Genomic DNA, 15081 nt, shown 5'->3' on the forward strand with positions numbered 1-15081 from the left:
GGCCGCCGGGGTCGAGACGTTGATGCTGTTCGTCTTTCAATAAGGATATTTCGTGTTCAGAACCCTCCTCAGGGCCGCCGCCCTTGTCGCCACCCTGGCGCTGACCGGCTGTGTCTCCTACAACGTCACCGGCCCGCTGGGCGCGCCGCTGCATCCCGCGCCCATCAGCAGCCCGCGCACTGCGCAAATTGCCGATGTGCAGGTCAGCGCTCCCGGTATCGACGAAGCCACCCGCACCGCCATCAGCCGTTCCCTCACGGCCCAGCTGACCCCCTACGTCAAGAGTGCCGGCTACTTTCGCCAGCTCAGCGAATACCCCACCCGCCTGGGCGAGGAGGACGTGGTGCTGAAATTCAACATGACCTCCCTCAAGGGCCACCGCGCGCCCCACCCGGGCTACCTGCCCGGAGCCTTGCTGACCCTGACCGTATGGATCTGGGTCAACGGGCCGATCTACGTCGACAGCTTCGACCTGGCCGGCGAGCTGTCGATCGTCGACCGCAACGGCCAGGAACTGGCCAGTGCCAAGGAGCAGCTCAAGTTCGAGCGCAACGTCGGCCTGTACGGCCGTGAGTACTGGGCCCCGACCCAGGGCGCCAAGCAACTGAATGAACTGGTTGCCAAATTGCTCGACAACGCCAGCGCCCGGTTGGCACAACGCTAAGATCAAGGAGAAACACATGTTGGTTTCCATCAAGCACGTCCTGGTGCTCGGCGCTGTGCTGCTGAGCGGCTGCGTGTCCTACTCGCAACACGAACTGACAGCCGTCGGCACCTGGCCGCCGGCGGCACAGACCACCGAGCAAAAGCCCAGCGCCTTTGTCCGCACCACCGCCATGTACCAGGTCAACGGCGGCCCGGCCAATGCCGCCGCCGGCGCTCCGGCGGCCGCCTGGGAAACCGTGGTGGCCGACGCCTACCGCCAGTCCGGGCGCTTTGCCCGGGTCAGCACCGACAAGGTCGAATCGGACCTGTACGCCGAAGCCACCCTGTACAACAACGAACAGTTCAGCATGGCTTCGGCCATCATCACCGGCGCCACCTTCTTTGTGATTCCGTCCACGGCGAAGAACACCTTCACCCTGGAGACGGTGTTCAAGGACAAGGACGGCAAGGAGCTGGGGCGGATTCGCAAGAGCGAATCGGTGCGCACCTGGATGCAGTTGTTGCTGATCGTCGCCATTCCCTTCCAGGCGGACACCCGCGACGTAGTCCAGGAACTGGCCCGCAGCACCCTGGATGAGGCGGTGCAGCGCAAATTGCTGTAAGCCTCGCGCCGCCTGCCGGACGCCCATAAAAAACGCCGCTTGCTCTGTTCAGGGCCAGCGGCGTTTTTTATTGAACGAGCCTGCAGCGGTAGCAATATTCTTGTGCAACTGCACTGGCCGCGACCGCTGTAGTTGATCTTCTATCCACTGGCTGTTGTTGATTTTCATAAACAAAATTTGATTGCTGACTAACTATAAGTTGACTATTGAATAGGGTTTTTTAAGTAACGTCTGGTTTGGATTTTGGTTCTTATGGCGAGAAAAGTATCGACTGATGCGCGGGTTTAGAGCGGCTGCTATGTGAGGAAGGCTTTAGGGAGAAGTCTTAATTTTTATAGGTGGAAATCCTGGCTCATGGCTAGTTGCTGACTATAGTGATGTTGTAACTAGATGAAGCGCTCAGTGCGTCTCTAGGCTTTGTACGAAAAGCCTTGATACTCGGCGATGCTGCGTTGAAAACGGTTTCGTGCGCGAGTCCGATCGGAATGCTCATTTACAACCTCGCTTCCTCGACCGTTTTCGACTTGCCTGACCTTCATCGCAAAACTTTTCGTACAGAGCCTAGTTACAGTGCTTATAGCGTGCTGGTCAGCATAAGGGTCAAGAATGATCCAGGGAGTTGGTTATGATGCGTCTTAAATGGTTAAGCCTGATTGCCTCGGGAGTAGCTGTCGCTGGTTGTTCCGGGCCTGGGTCGGTCATGGAGCCTTACGAATCGGCACTGCAACTGGAAAGCACCCATGCAAAAAATTTCCATTCCAGCCTGTATTTCCCCTCTGGAACAGCGTTGCATTACCCGGGGTACATCGTCGCCATTGAAAAAAGCCCGCAGTCGATTGTCGGTGGCCCCAAGCCCTATCCTCAGGTCAGCTTCGTCCGGAGCGGCCAATACATCAATGCCGAAAAGCCAAGCAGTTGGGGAACGCCAAGTCAGATAAGTAGATTTCAGGAACGTGACTCAAAGGCGATGTTTATTTCGCACATCATAAAAAACTCGATCACTCAGGACGCCGCCGGAACGAGCGAGCCTTATCTTTCAAAGGACCATTGCTTTGTATATAACGCTTACGCAGCAAAGCAATTGTCACTCATCCAAAAGAACTATGACCTGGCAAAAATAAGTGATTGGCACGCCTGTTCCATATCCACCAATCTGGACAAGGTAGATGCCCGTACTTATCAGTTTTACGATTATGGAAAGTATGCGTTGCGGTCATTGGAAGATAATCTGACCCAGGATCTTCGGCGAGGTCGTTATACCCATGTTCTGGTGATCGTCATGGGGTGGAACACGGCCCAGCAAGAGGCGATTCGAAACTTCAATGACTTGGCCGGTAATTTGATGGCTGCTTCCTTGGAAGCCGCGAAGGGACTGCAGGAAAGCCCGATCGACAGGACGCTGGCAATCAAACCACTGGTCAATGGCCCGGTGGCTCGCCACTTCCGTCCTTTGGTCATTGGTGTGACCTGGCCGTCATATTGGTCCAACTCCTTTGGCAACGTGTTCAGCTATTCCAATAAGGCCAATGATGCGGACGAAATAGGCTTGTCCTGGTTGAACAAGATTCTCAACGAAACCATTGCGCGCAGCTTGCAAGCTTCGGGTAGCAAGGCCAGGGTTGTTGCGCTAGGCCACAGTTTTGGTGCACGTGCCATGACTCGCGCGGTGTTCAGTTCGCCGGCCCTGGTCCCTCTGGACGTTCCGTTCCCCGATCAGCCGATGGTCACCAGCCCGGTTGATTTGGCCGTTGGCTTGCAGGGGGCCATGAGTATCAACCGTTTTGCTCCGGGTCTCGGGCGTGAAGGCGCTCCCTATCGGGACTACGCGCACCTTCAAAAGACCAAGGTCGTGCTGACCGCAGCCACCAACGATACGGCGACCGGTGCTCCCTTTATCGTCTGGACCGATCCTGCCGGGTCGATAGGCTCGTACCACAAGGCCTGCGATACCGCCGAGCCCCAATACCAGCGCATATTCGAGTGCATGACGGCTTCTGACACATCCGCAGTTCCAGGGGGGCGGTTCGAAGTCTGCAAGCACGGTCAACAAGGCTGTGTCGAGCCGTTCAAGAGCAACGGCCTGGGCAGGAAAGTGGCCTATATCGACGCCTCGAACGGCATCACCCAATTCAACTCGCCGGGATCCGGAGGAGGGGCCCACAGCGATATCTACCGCCTGCCGATGGGCCGTCTGTTGTGGAAGCTGATCGAGGAGTATGCGCCTACCCAATGAGCTGGGAGGGCCTTGTACCCAGTGTTGCAGGCAGGGTGCAGACCCTGCCTGCTTCAAGCAGGAGTGACCCCTTGATCAGACTTTCAACGCCTGGAGCAGGGAAGAGGCTCGCGACCTGGAGAGCCGTGCAGCATCGCGCCAAGTCATCAGGAACCCCCCCAGGGTTGAGTCGGTGATGGCCGGCAATGGGTACCAATGACCATTCAAGTGAAGCTGGATGTCCTGCCGTGGAATGGTCAGGCAGGTGGGATCGCAAATGATGTATCGACACTCTTTATCGTTCTGGGTCCCATCGACATGGCTTGTTCGTCCAGCCAAGGCCGCGGTGTCTTTTTTATAGCGGGCCAGAAAACACAGAACCATTGAATGCTTGGCGTCCGAGACCAGCCCGGTGTCGCTGGCGATGCACCAGCCATGGTGTTTGGCAATCTTCGTTTGTGCATAGGTCAATGGGCTGTAGTAGTAGAACGCATACACCAGGCCCTGGGAGGCAGCAGCATTTTTCAGCGCTTCGTTCCTGGTCAGGTCCTGGGAGTGATCTTCTCCCGGGTTGCGGCACGGCGCGGTGAATTCGCTCGAGAAGTATTGCTGCCATTTGCCAGCGGCTTCTGTCCGGTAGTAGAAGTCCTCGTCGGGCTCATGATCGCAAGTCGGCAAGCTGGACAGATACTCCTCGAATGTCTGGGGTGCCACTGCTGCGGGAATGCCTTGCGGCGGTGCAGTCGCTGGCGCATTGCGGGTGAAAAGTCTTTTGATGCATCTGAGCATGGGGAGTATCCGTCCTTGGCAGGCAGATTTGCCTGAGCGGGAAATCTGCCTTTTTTGAACCCCTGGGGGCGTGTTGCTGCAGGTGGCGCTAGCCTCAGCGCTGCGCCGCCCAGTAGGCATGCAGCGTGCGCGCGGCCGGTTCGATGGCCGCCACTTGCTGGCGATGCTGCTCCAGATCCAGGTCGGCGGGCAGCTCGAAGTTGTCCTGTTCGGCGCAGTCGATGATCCGTTGCAGCACGTGCACCTGCGGCGCCGGCATCTCCGGCCAGTTGCCCACGGCCACGCCGCGCAGGTAACCGAAGCACCATTCTTCGGCCAGCTGCAGGTCCTGGCCCTGGTGTTCGGTCTGTTCGAAGCGCGCCTTGAACGCTTGCGGGGCCTGGGTCAATTGTTCGGCCAGGGTGTTGATGTGGCGCACGCACAGGTCGATGAACTGCCGGCATTCCTGCGGGGTTTCCCAGGCCGGGTTTTCGCCGCCCCAGATGCCCGGGAACCATTCGGCGATGTCGACTTGAGCCGGGCCTGATACCAGCGCGGTGAAGTAACCGTCCAGCTCGCAGGGATTGAGCACCGAGTGGTCGTCGCCGTACTTGAGCAGGGTGTCTTCGATCAGCTCGAAGTCGGCGGCGTTCAGTGGGGTGTTGTGCATGAGGGGAGTCCTGGAAAAAGCAGCGGCAAGTTTCCGGGTTCGCGCGCCAGGCTGCAAGCTTCAGCCTCAAGCCTCAAGCCTCAAGCCTCAAGCCTCAAGCTGCAAACCGCAAACCGCAAACCGCAAACCGCCAGCGCGGGGTCTGAGCGAGCGGGGTTCAGGTGCCGCGCAACAGGTCCTGGGCGTCCAGCAGGCGGTAGGCAATTTCCGGGCGGTTCTCCATGGCCCGGCGAATCGCGGCCGGAATCGATTGCCGGGTCTTGCGGCACAGCCCGGGCAACTCGCCCAGGGAAATGGCGATCCCGCGCATGCTGCGCACTTCGTTGTCGCTGGGGGTGATCTGCACCCGGATGCCGAGTTTTTCCAGCATCTGGCGCTGCATGTGTTCCAGGTCGGCCAGGTCCTTGAGGTTTTCCAGGCGTTCGAGCAGGCGCTTTTCCTCCTGGCGCGTGAGCTTGAGGATGCGCAGGTCGGCTCCGGGGGTGTCCAGCAACTGCTCGCGCTCGCAAATGCAGGCGCCGGGCGGACAGGGTTGACGGATAGGCGTGCTAGGGGTCATGGGGAAGCATCATAGCGACCCTGCAGAAGCTGTCAGAGAAAAATATGCAGTCGGCCGCATCCGTTTCCCCGCCTGGCCCGTAGGGTCCTTAGCCTTCCTGTGAAAGGGCGAACTTTGCCATTCGGGAGTGCCAGGGACATGGAATTACAGCAACCGGTCACGCCGCTATCGAACCACGACGATCCGCAGCTGTTGCCGCGCTTGCTGGCCGGCGATCAGCAGGCCTTGCGCGAGCTGGTACAGCGCTGTTCGGGGGCCATGCGTGCGGTGGCCTTTGCCATCGTCGGCCAGCGCCATGTCGATGACGTGGTACAGGAAGCCTGGCTGGCCATCGTGCGCAGCCTTGGCGGTTTTCAGTGCCGCTCCAGCCTCAAGACCTGGATGCTCACCATCACCGCCAATGTGGCCAAGAGCCGTTACCTGCAGACCCGGCGCGAGCAGGATAGCGGCGCCGGGCCGGTATTGCCCGGCAACCTGGGTCCGCGCCGCTTTGCGCCGAGCAACGGCGGCTGGCCGCCAGATCCGCTGGAATGGCATGCAGACACTCCCGAAGCGCTGCGGGATGAAGAACAACTGCGTCGCTGCATGGAGCAGACCCTGAGCGCCATGCCCGGGTTGCAGTGTCAGGTGCTGTTGCTGCACGAACGCCAGGGCCAGGATCGGTAGGGCATCGTTGGCGTGGGCGGTGCGCGGTCTGAAGCGGTGCGTCGGGGGCCCTCAAGTCAGGTGCTGCTCCGCCAGCAACACCAGCGCAATCAGGATCATCAGCCCGCCGGACAGGCGCCCGACCCACAACGCGGCCAGCGGGCGGGCCTGCAACACGGCCCGCGAGCAGAAACCCACCAGCAGGTAGATCACCGCGCAACTGACGGCATGCAGCAGGCCCAGGGCCAGGATCTGTAGCGGCACCGGCCAAGCGGCGCCGGGGCTGGTGAACTGTGGCAGCAAGGCCAGGAACAGCAGGAAGACCTTGGGGTTGAGGCCGCTCACGCACAGGCCCTTGAACGACCAGTGGGCCCAGGAGGTACTGGCCTGGGCCGCGCCGGCCTGGGGCGCGGATGGATGGCGCAGCAGGCCGATGCCCAGCCACAGCAGGTAGCCGGCACCGGCCACGGTCAGGGTGGAGAGGGCCAGCGGGTAGCGCGCCACCAGACCGCCGACCCCGGCGGCCACCACCAGGGTCGCCAGCAGGTGGCCGCTCAACAGCCCGGACACCGCGGGAATCACCACTCGGCCATTGAGCCCGGCGGATATGGCGTAAGCCCAGTCGGCGCCGGGGGTGATCACGAACAACAGCGACACCGCCCAGAAGGCGGCCAGCAGGCTCGGTTCCATGGCGGCTTACCTCGACCGGGCGCAAAGGGCGTGGATGACAGGGTGCGCGGTGTCCGGCAACGGCGAGCGCGGTGCAGCAATAGGGCAGGGCATGGGGGCTTTCTCACGGGCATCAGGTGGAGGCTCGCCGGGCAGCAGCGCGGCGAACGGTGGCGTTAAGGCTCGGAGAAAGAATATTGAAGAGCGTGGGGGATATTTTCTCTAATATTCCAGTGATTGCTCTTGGTTTGGGAAGGATTGTTGTAATGGACCGAATTGATCAGAAGATTCTTGCCGAGCTGCAAGCCGATGGGCGCCTGTCGGTCACCGACCTGGCGGATCGGGTCGGACTCAGCCTCTCGCCTTGCCATCGCCGGGTGCGGGCACTGGAACAGTCCGGGGTGATCCTCGGTTATCGCGCGCAACTGGCGCCCAGCGCCCTGGGGCTGAATTTTTCGGCCATGGTGTTCGTCACCTTGCGCGAAGGCGACCACCAGGCGGTGGCGGCCTTTGAAAACGCCTTGCAGGGCATTGTCCAGATCGTCGAGGCGCAACGCCTGTTCGGCGAGCCCGACTACCTGCTGCAGGTGATCACCCGCGACCTGCCGGCGTTCCAGCGGCTGTATGACGAACGCCTGTCGACCCTGCCCAACGTCCAGCGCCTGACCTCGACCCTGGTGATGAAGCAGGTGATCCAGGACCGCACCCTGCCGTTGTGATCGGGATCAACGCCCGCCGGCCCCGGGCGATCTAGTGTGCAGGCTCCTCCACCCGGTTTGTGGGAGCCGCCATGGCCAAGCCCTTTCCCCTGCACCCCAAGCACCCCGAGCGGATCTGCTGGGGCTGCGACCGCTACTGCGCGGCCAATGCCCTAGCCTGCGGCAATGGCTCCGATCGCACCATGCACCCGGCGGAGATGCTCGGTGACGACTGGTACCTGGAGGGCGACTGGGGCATCGAGAACCCAACGAACAGCCCGGCGGAAGCGCAACCGCAAGTGCTGAAGTAACGACTGCCCGTGGCTATTCGACTGCCCATGAGAATATTACCCGGGTGATATTGAAAGCCTGATTAATATCCGGGTAATATTGGCGCTCATTGTCTTGAGGCCATTGTCATGTCCGACTCCCTTGCCCAACCCGTTACCGCCTTCCAGGCCCAGCGTGTGCTGGCGACCGGCCCGCTGCTGGAGGTGGCGCTGGCGGTCAAGCGCGCCACTGAAGGTGGCGAGCGACAACCGCTGCTGGTGTTCGATGATGCCAGCGGCCGGGTCGTCGATCTCGACCTGCGTGGCACCCCCGATGAGGTACGCCAGCGCTTGGCCGCTACCCCGCCGCCCGGCCCCGGGCGCTACCGCCAGCGCCAGCCCGACGCCGCCCCGGTCGAGGCCGAAGACCGCACGCCCCGTGGGCGCGGGCGGCCCAAGCTGGGGGTCGTCGCCCGGGAAGTGACCCTGCTGCCGCGTCAGTGGGATTGGCTGGCCGAGCAGCCGGGTGGGGCCTCGGCGGTGCTGCGCCGGCTGGTGGACGACGCGCGGCGCAATGGCACCGACGCACAGCGACAGCGGGCTGCGCAAGAGGCGGCCTACCAGTTCATGCTGGCCATGGGCGGCGACCTTCCGGGTTATGAAGAGGCCACTCGGGCGTTGTTCGCCGCGGATCTTGCGCGCCTGCAACAGTGCATTCAGGACTGGCCCGGGGATATCCGCGACTACGCCCTGCGCCTGGCCGGCGCGCTTTGACAGGTCAGTGCTGCAGCACCCGACGGGCCGCCGCCGAAGGCTCTTCGGCAGTGGCCCGTCGGGCTAGGCAGGTCAGGCCGCAATGCCCGCAGGCCGTCGCGTATGACTTCACTTGCGCTGGCCTATTCACCGCTATGTGGCCTGCACCGCGTCGGCCATTTGGTTTGGCGGCGTGATGCGGAAGTTGCTCAGTGTTACGCATGAGGAGTTTCTCCCGCTGGATAGGATTGAGTCCTGCCTCCACGCTGAGCAAAATGCATACCCCCTCAGGCATCGCCCCCTTGTACAGAATCCCTCAAGCCTGGACGGTAGCCGTCCGATTGAAGGGACGATTCTCTAGCCGCGACGCGCCATCAGCAGCACCGACGCCGCCCCTGACAACAGCAGCGCGCAGCCGCGATTGAACAGGCGCTTGCCGCGCGGTGCGGCGAACCAGCGGCGCATGTGCAGGCCCATGTAGGCGTAGGCGCCGATGGCGATCCACTCCAGCCCCAGAAACAGCACGCCCAGGACCAGGAACTGCGGCCCCATCGGCTGCGCCGGATCGACGAACTGCGGCAGGAAGGCAGTGAAGATCAGGATCGCCTTGGGGTTGCCCGCCGCCACCAGGAACTCCTGGCGGGCCAGGGCCCACAGACCGACGCGGGCCGCTTCGCCGGGCTCTTCATGGCCGGGGTTGGCGCGCCACAGCTGCCAGGCCAGGTACAGCAGGTAGCCTGCGCCGAGGATCTTGATGGCATGAAACAACAGTTCCGAGGTCTGCAGGACCACCGCCAGGCCGGCGGCGGCCAGGGCGATCATCAAGGCGAACGCCAGCAGCCGGCCGATGCCCGCCAGGCACGATTGGCGATAGCCGTAGCGGGTGGCGTTGCTCACCGACAGCAGGTTGTTCGGGCCGGGGGCCATATTCAGGGCAAAGCAGGCGGGGATGAACAGGAGCAAGGTGGCAAGGTTCATAAGGTCTCCCAAAGGGCGTGGGTGGCACTGCATCGCAGTCGCAGTAGCAGTAGCAGTAGCAGTAGCAGTAGCAGTAGCAGTAGCGGTCATGATCGCAGTCGCAGTCGCAGTCGCAGTCGCAGTCGCAGTCGCAGTCGCAGTCGCAATAGCAATAGCAATAGCAATAGCAATAGCAATAGCAATAGCAGTCACAGTCGCGGCCACAGCCGCACTCGCGATCGCGGGCGCCAGGCTGCCGGGGCGCGAGAGGGCAAAAATAGAGGTCGTAGCGGGGCCAAGGCAAGTGTCCCGTGCACCTTTGTGAGGCGCGCCTGGGCTGGGAGGGGTCAGGTATCGCCGTCGAGTGCGCCGCGCAAGTGCGCATCGAGCCACGGCGCGACTTGGGCCGCGTGGCTCAGGCCCAGGTCATGCTCGGCCCCGGGGACGATGCGCAAGCGCGCATTGGGCAGCAGGGCGGCCAGGCGCTGACCCACTGCCACCGGGCTGATGGGGTCGCAGTCGCCCCACAGCAGCAAGACCGGCATGTCCAGTTCCCCCAGGCGCGGGCCGAGGTCGCTGTGGTCATCGACGAACCAGCGGGGCAGTTGCGGGTAGGCCGCGGTGTAATCCTTGCGCCAGTCGCTGGCGCCCAGCTTGCCCATGTCCACGCCGCCGGAGGTGACGCTCAACACCAGATGGGTGATCAGCTCCGGTCGCGCCAGGGCCGTTTGCACCGCGAGGATGCCGCCCATGGACTGAGCCACCAGCGCGGTGGGCTGGTCGATGCGCTGCAGCACCAGGTCCAGCAGATCGTCCATGCCCCGGACGTCTGGCTGTGCCGGGGTATCGCCGAAGCCCGGCCAGCCCAGGTGCACCTGGCGCGCCGGATGGCGCAGCTGCGCGGCCAGGGGTTGCCAGAATTGACGATTGCCCGAGGCGCCGGGCAGAAACAGCAGTTGTTGGGGGGCTTGGGGCACGGCATCGCTCCGGGTCCGTGGGCGGCTAACACGCTCGCGCTGGCAGCAGCACCGTGCGGCGGGCAAGAAAATACGGCGACTTGGCGTCAGGAGCAAGAGGCACAGCGTGCGGCGCCGCGCATCGAGCGATGGCGGCGGGTGATGCACCAGGCGCCCATGCATCCGCTGCGGCGGTTTATCATGCGGGCCCTGGCGGGTTGCTCGCCAAGCCAGTGACTGATCTTCTTGCCCACTCCGGATGCGCCCGCCATGTCAGATCCGCAAAAGCCTGTTGCCATCCCCGAATTTCCGGTGTGCCACGTCCGGGGCGGCACCTCCACCGGGTTGATCCTGCCTCGCGATGCCTTGCCCCGGGACGAAGCCCTGGTGGAAGAACTGCTGCGCCACCTGATGGGCGTGCCACTGCACGGCGAGTGGCCGGGCAACAGCCAGATCACCGGCCTGGGGCGCGGCGGGCCCACCAGCAACAAGGTGTTCATCGTCGAACGCCGCCCCGGCGAGACGCGGATGATCAGCACCCTGGCGCAACTGGCGGCGGGCAAGAGCGCCATCGACTGGAGCGTCAACTGCGGCAACCTGTCCGCGGCCCTGCCGCTGTACGCCCTGCAACGCGGGTGGCTGCAGCCCGGGGAGGGCGGTGGACAGATCGAGATCTACAACAGCAACACCCAGACCACGATGTATGCACGCCTGAGCCTGCGCGACGGTCGGCTGCTGAGCGACACGCGAATTCCCGGGGTCAACGGGGTGTTTCCCGGGGTCGACCTGTTTCTCGATAAGCCGGTGGGCGCCAAGACCGGCGCGCTGTTTCCCACCGGGCAACGGGTCGACCTGTTGGACGGCATCGCCGCCACCTGCATCGACGTGGCGGTGCCCATGGTCATCCTGCGCGCGGCGGACCTGGGTAAGACCGGCGAGGAAAGCCCGGCCGAACTGGACGCCGACCCACAGTTCAAGGCGCGCCTGCTGGAACTGATGGTGCAAGGCGGTCTGCGCATGGGCTTGCGCCAGCGCGACGGCCGTTTGATGAGCGCCGACGACCTACGGCGCAGCGAAACCATCCCGAAGATCTGCATCGTCAGCCCGGCGCGAGAAGGCGGGGATATCGCCACCCGCTACTTCACCCCGCAGAACGCCCACCCGTCCCTGGCGGTGTCCGGCGGCTGCTGCCTGGCGGCGGCCTGCCTGGCCGAAGGCACCGTGGCCCATGCCCTGTTGGCGCGGGCACCGGTGATAGGCGAAGGGAAGGGCGAATATCCGCTGGCGATTGAAAACCCCGCCGGCGTGCTGGAAACCCTGATCAATGCCCGACAGGTGGCCGGGGAGCTACTGATCGACGGCGCCGCCTACCGGCGCAGCGCACAGATCCTGTTGCAGGGCAGCACACCGCTGTACAACGCCTCGCCGCAATTGATCGCCGCCCTTGGCGCCTTGTAGCCACTGCCGCAGGCTCGCCAGCGATCCCTCTACCGCCGAGGCCTCTTCGGTGCCTATCGCAGCCTGCGGCAGCGGCTACAGAGTTGCCCGTGACGCCAGCGCTTGCATTCGCTTCGTGTAGCCGCTGCCGAAGGCTGCGAACGAGCCACAGGCTCGCTGGCGATCCCCCTGGCGCCGAGGCCCCTTCGGTGCCTATCGCAGCCTGCGGCAGCGGCTACAGGCGGGCGGCTGTGGTTCAGCGCTGGGGGAAATCCCGGCGCAGGGCATCCACCCCTGCCAGCAGCCGAGGCACGGGATTGCAGGCCAGGGGCAGCGTCACTTGGCAGCCGTCCAGCCGTTGCTCCGGGTTCAGCCAGGGCGGCGCGGCTTCAAGGCAAAAGTGGATCTGGATCTGCGGCTCGGGGCCGCCCAGGTAGTGAAACGCCAGGCAAGGCTCGGTGAACCAGCAGGGCCGGGGAGGGCCTTTGGGCTGATCCAGGGCCTGTAGCCACTGGGCCAACTGACCGAGCTCGTGAGTCCTCAGGCAGGCATCCTTGAAACGCCAGTCGCCCTGGGGATGCTCGATGCGGCCCTGCACCATCAGCCAGTTGGCGTCCAGGTGATCGTGGCTGCTGGGGAACTGGTAGCCAAGGATGTCCAGTTCCACCCGCAGCTCAGGCGGGGCCCTGAAGATCAGGGGCATATCAGCGAACCTCGCCGCCATCGGGAAGAAACGGCGGCACCTTCTGGCGCAACAACTGGATCAACGCCGGGTCCATGAAGTCGTAATCATCGGCAATGTTCAGGCTCACGATCTGCTGGTTGTTCAACTGCGCCTTGAAGCGCTTGCGCAGTTTTTCCCGGTGGCCGGTTTCCATCACCACAATCAGCCCGGCCCATTGCACCAGCTCCGGGCCCAGGGGCACCTGGGCATCGTGATTGAGCCCGGCGGAGGCGGTTTCGATCCCCGGCCAGTCGGCGAACAGCTGCTCGGCGGTGGGGCTGCGCAGCTTGTTCTGGCTGCAGACAAACAAGACATTGAGCATTGGGCCGAACTCCTTGGCACAGACGCCCGGCCCGTGACGGGCGGGGCAAAGGCGCTGATTTTTCGGGGCTTTGGCCGCGCTGTCCAGCAACTTGTGACGGGATGGGCCAATGGCGTTGGTCAGCCCCGGTTGCCCGCCAAGGGCTGTGGCTGCGAAACTGCCAGCCCCTTGACTCGCATCGCTCACGCCATGTCCGCAGCCCTGTTCACCTCACCCCATCTGGGCCTGGCCCTCAGGCGCTGGCGCCTGTTGCACCGGGTCAAGCAGCAGCACGCTGCCGAGCTGTTCGGCGTGGCGCAGTCGAGCATTTCCCGCTGGGAAAACGGCCGGCAGGCCATGGAACCGGCGGAGCGTGCGCGCCTGGAGCACCTGCTGGCGGCCAACCTCAGCGCCGCTGCCGATCAGGCCCTGGCGCGGCTGGTGAATGACAGCCCGCGCGCCGTGCACCTGGTGTGCGACCTGACCCACCGCCTGCTGGCCTGTTCGCCGACCCGCGCCGCACAATTCGGCGTGCCCTTGAGCGAGCTGCTGGGCCAATCGCTGTGGGGCTTTTGTACCGAGGAAATCGTGCGCAAGGAAGCCGCCCTGGATGACCTGGGCTGGCGCGCAGTGCTGGCGCCGCCGTCCCTGGAGTTCTTCAGCGGCCACAACGATTCGGCCATCGTGCCCATCGCCCCCAGCCAGTGCCGCTGGACCCGCCTCAACCTGTCCGACGGCAACGCCGTGCGGCTGGTGGAAACCCTCTGACGCGCTTGTCGAGGCACGCCACGCATATTTTATCCGTGGACCGGTTGCTGCCCGCTGGCTAGTCTGGCAAGCCTTCGCCCGCCGCCCCACGGCGTGGGCCTCATTCACGTGCAGCAGGCTTGTCCATGACCCCCGAACTCCTCAGTGGCCGTCTCGACTTCTCCGTGAAGCGGAAAAACTCAAGGACGTGCTGCGCAGCGCCCACACCTCCAGCGGCCGCCAGGAAAGCACCGCCGAGCACAGCTGGCGCCTGTGCCTGATGGCGTTGCTGTTCGAAGACCAACTGGGCGAACTGGACCTGCTGCGGGTGCTGAAACTGTGCATCGTCCACGACCTGGGGGAGGCCATTCATGGCGATATCCCGGCGGTGGCCCAGGCCGCCCACCCGGACAAGAGCCAACAGGAACGCGACGACCTGCAATACCTCGCCCGGGCCCTGGACGCCCCAGCCCGCCAGCGCCTGCTGGAGCTGTGGGACGAATACGAAGGCGCCGCCAGCGCCGAGGCGCGCGCGGTCAAGGCCCTGGACAAGCTGGAAACCCTGCTGCAACACACCCAGGGCCAGAACCCGGCGGATTTCGACTACGGCTTCAACCTCGATTACGGCCGCCGCTACACCGATGCCAGCCCGTTGTTCCAGGCCCTGCGCCAGCAGATCGATGCCGACACCCGGCGCCGCCTCGACGCCCAGGACTGAGCAGCGGTTCACGATCGGCGGTGCCTGGCTCAGGCGCCGTTGAGCATGCCTGGGCAGCACTCGAAAAGGGATGAACAGGCTCCGGCAGGGGGCAGGGCGCCCGCTGGGGGCCTGGCACGGGTCATGGTTTTTTTCTGGCAGGGTCATCAAGCGAAGCTATTTTTACCTTCGCTTGTCCTTCACTACGCTTTTCACACGGTTGTCCAACCCGGGGCCAACGTCGAGCGGCAGGTTTTCGATGACCGAAGGAGTGATCCATGTCCAATGAATCCAAGTGCCCGTTCAAACACACCGCCGGCGAAGGCACCCGCAACCGTGACTGGTGGCCCGGCCAACTGAACCTGAAGATCCTCCACCAGCACTCACAGCTGTCCGACCCGATGGCCGAGGACTTCGACTACGCCGCCGAATTCAAGACCCTGGACCTGGCCGCGGTGAAGCGCGACCTGCTGGCGCTGATGACCGACTCCCAACCTGGTGGCCGGCGGATTTTGGCCACTACGGCCCGCTGTTCATCCGCATGGCCTGGCACAGCGCCGGCACCTACCGCATCGCCGATGGCCGCGGTGGCGCCGGGGGCGGGCAGCAGCGCTTCGCCCCGCTCAATAGCTGGCCGGACAACGTCAGCCTGGACAAGGCGCGGCGGCTGATCTGGCCGATCAAGCAAAAATACGGACGCAAGATCTCCTGAGCCGACCTGATCATCCTCACCGGCAACGTCGCCTGGAAT

Annotated in this window: 17 protein-coding genes and 2 pseudogenes; 11 read left to right on the forward strand and 8 right to left on the reverse strand. The window is 63.8% G+C overall.

From position 1 onward, the window contains the following. The first annotated feature begins 52 nt into the window (after window positions 1-52). The 3 genes from PLD_RS13560 to PLD_RS13570 all read left to right on the forward strand — a co-directional run bounded on the left by PLD_RS13560 (window position 53) and on the right by PLD_RS13570 (window position 3501). Complete coding sequence (locus tag PLD_RS13560) at window positions 53-664, forward strand: hypothetical protein (protein ID WP_159893390.1); 612 nt, start codon at window positions 53-55, stop codon at window positions 662-664. A 16-nt stretch (window positions 665-680) separates the two neighbouring features. Continuing rightward, the gene (locus PLD_RS13565; RefSeq protein WP_159893392.1) at window positions 681-1268 is read left to right on the forward strand and encodes a hypothetical protein; all 588 of its coding nucleotides are present in this window, start codon (window positions 681-683) and stop codon (window positions 1266-1268) included. A gap of 625 nt (window positions 1269-1893) precedes the next feature. Next, the gene (locus PLD_RS13570) at window positions 1894-3501 is read left to right on the forward strand and encodes an alpha/beta hydrolase (RefSeq protein ID WP_159893394.1); all 1608 of its coding nucleotides are present in this window, start codon (window positions 1894-1896) and stop codon (window positions 3499-3501) included. Between the two features lie 75 nt (window positions 3502-3576). Here PLD_RS13570 and PLD_RS13575 read toward each other — a convergent pair whose 3' ends face one another. The 3 genes from PLD_RS13575 to PLD_RS13585 form a co-directional block, all read right to left on the reverse strand. Further along, window positions 3577-4269 carry a hypothetical protein gene (locus PLD_RS13575; RefSeq protein ID WP_159893396.1) on the reverse strand — a complete coding sequence of 231 codons (693 nt, stop codon included), beginning with the start codon at window positions 4267-4269 and terminating at the stop codon, window positions 3577-3579. A gap of 94 nt (window positions 4270-4363) precedes the next feature. After that, window positions 4364-4918 carry a UPF0149 family protein gene (locus tag PLD_RS13580; protein ID WP_159893398.1) on the reverse strand — a complete coding sequence of 185 codons (555 nt, stop codon included), beginning with the start codon at window positions 4916-4918 and terminating at the stop codon, window positions 4364-4366. 157 nt (window positions 4919-5075) lie between these two features. Continuing rightward, window positions 5076-5477, reverse strand: coding sequence for a hypothetical protein (locus tag PLD_RS13585; RefSeq protein WP_159893400.1), 402 nt, complete (start codon window positions 5475-5477; stop codon window positions 5076-5078). 138 nt (window positions 5478-5615) lie between these two features. Between PLD_RS13585 and PLD_RS13590 the strand changes: the two genes are divergently transcribed. After that, complete coding sequence (locus PLD_RS13590; RefSeq protein WP_159893402.1) at window positions 5616-6143, forward strand: RNA polymerase sigma factor; 528 nt, start codon at window positions 5616-5618, stop codon at window positions 6141-6143. Window positions 6144-6194: 51 nt separating this feature from the next. Here PLD_RS13590 and PLD_RS13595 read toward each other — a convergent pair whose 3' ends face one another. Then, entirely contained in the window at window positions 6195-6812 is a 618-nt protein-coding gene (locus PLD_RS13595) for a LysE family translocator (RefSeq protein WP_159893404.1), read from the reverse strand. A 245-nt stretch (window positions 6813-7057) separates the two neighbouring features. Here PLD_RS13595 and PLD_RS13600 point away from each other — a divergent pair, with 245 nt between their 5' ends. From PLD_RS13600 to PLD_RS13610, 3 genes are all read left to right on the forward strand, one after another. Further along, window positions 7058-7510: an Lrp/AsnC family transcriptional regulator gene (locus PLD_RS13600; RefSeq protein WP_159893406.1), complete on the forward strand. Its 453-nt coding sequence runs from the start codon at window positions 7058-7060 to the stop codon at window positions 7508-7510. Window positions 7511-7581: 71 nt separating this feature from the next. Next, entirely contained in the window at window positions 7582-7800 is a 219-nt protein-coding gene (locus PLD_RS13605) for a DUF3079 domain-containing protein (RefSeq protein WP_159893408.1), read from the forward strand. A gap of 108 nt (window positions 7801-7908) precedes the next feature. Then, window positions 7909-8532, forward strand: coding sequence for a DUF2239 family protein (locus tag PLD_RS13610; RefSeq protein ID WP_159893410.1), 624 nt, complete (start codon window positions 7909-7911; stop codon window positions 8530-8532). 336 nt (window positions 8533-8868) lie between these two features. Here PLD_RS13610 and PLD_RS13615 read toward each other — a convergent pair whose 3' ends face one another. Beyond that, the gene (locus PLD_RS13615; protein ID WP_159889752.1) at window positions 8869-9489 is read right to left on the reverse strand and encodes a LysE family translocator; all 621 of its coding nucleotides are present in this window, start codon (window positions 9487-9489) and stop codon (window positions 8869-8871) included. A 326-nt stretch (window positions 9490-9815) separates the two neighbouring features. Continuing rightward, on the reverse strand, window positions 9816-10445 hold the full coding sequence (locus tag PLD_RS13620; RefSeq protein ID WP_159889754.1) for an alpha/beta fold hydrolase: 630 nt from the start codon (window positions 10443-10445) through the stop codon (window positions 9816-9818). 249 nt (window positions 10446-10694) lie between these two features. Here PLD_RS13620 and PLD_RS13625 point away from each other — a divergent pair, with 249 nt between their 5' ends. Further along, complete coding sequence (locus PLD_RS13625; RefSeq protein WP_159889756.1) at window positions 10695-11882, forward strand: PrpF domain-containing protein; 1188 nt, start codon at window positions 10695-10697, stop codon at window positions 11880-11882. 235 nt (window positions 11883-12117) lie between these two features. Here the strand turns inward: PLD_RS13625 and PLD_RS13630 are convergent, their stop codons facing one another. After that, window positions 12118-12564, reverse strand: coding sequence for a hypothetical protein (locus tag PLD_RS13630; RefSeq protein ID WP_256674530.1), 447 nt, complete (start codon window positions 12562-12564; stop codon window positions 12118-12120). 1 nt (window position 12565) lies between these two features. Further along, complete coding sequence (locus tag PLD_RS13635; protein ID WP_159889760.1) at window positions 12566-12907, reverse strand: low molecular weight protein tyrosine phosphatase family protein; 342 nt, start codon at window positions 12905-12907, stop codon at window positions 12566-12568. A gap of 189 nt (window positions 12908-13096) precedes the next feature. Here PLD_RS13635 and PLD_RS13640 point away from each other — a divergent pair, with 189 nt between their 5' ends. The 3 genes and pseudogenes from PLD_RS13640 to PLD_RS13650 form a co-directional block, all read left to right on the forward strand. Next, window positions 13097-13654, forward strand: a complete 558-nt coding sequence (locus tag PLD_RS13640) for a helix-turn-helix transcriptional regulator (RefSeq protein ID WP_178116115.1) — start codon at window positions 13097-13099, stop codon at window positions 13652-13654. Between the two features lie 125 nt (window positions 13655-13779). Then, window positions 13780-14351, forward strand: a pseudogene (locus tag PLD_RS13645) (HD domain-containing protein). Window positions 14352-14608: 257 nt separating this feature from the next. Next, a pseudogene (locus PLD_RS13650) lies at window positions 14609-15039 on the forward strand (peroxidase family protein); the annotation flags it as partial. Window positions 15040-15081 lie beyond the last annotated feature (42 nt).

The sequence above is a fragment of the Pseudomonas sp. LD120 genome (genome assembly GCF_009861525.1).
Taxonomy (GTDB): domain Bacteria; phylum Pseudomonadota; class Gammaproteobacteria; order Pseudomonadales; family Pseudomonadaceae; genus Aquipseudomonas.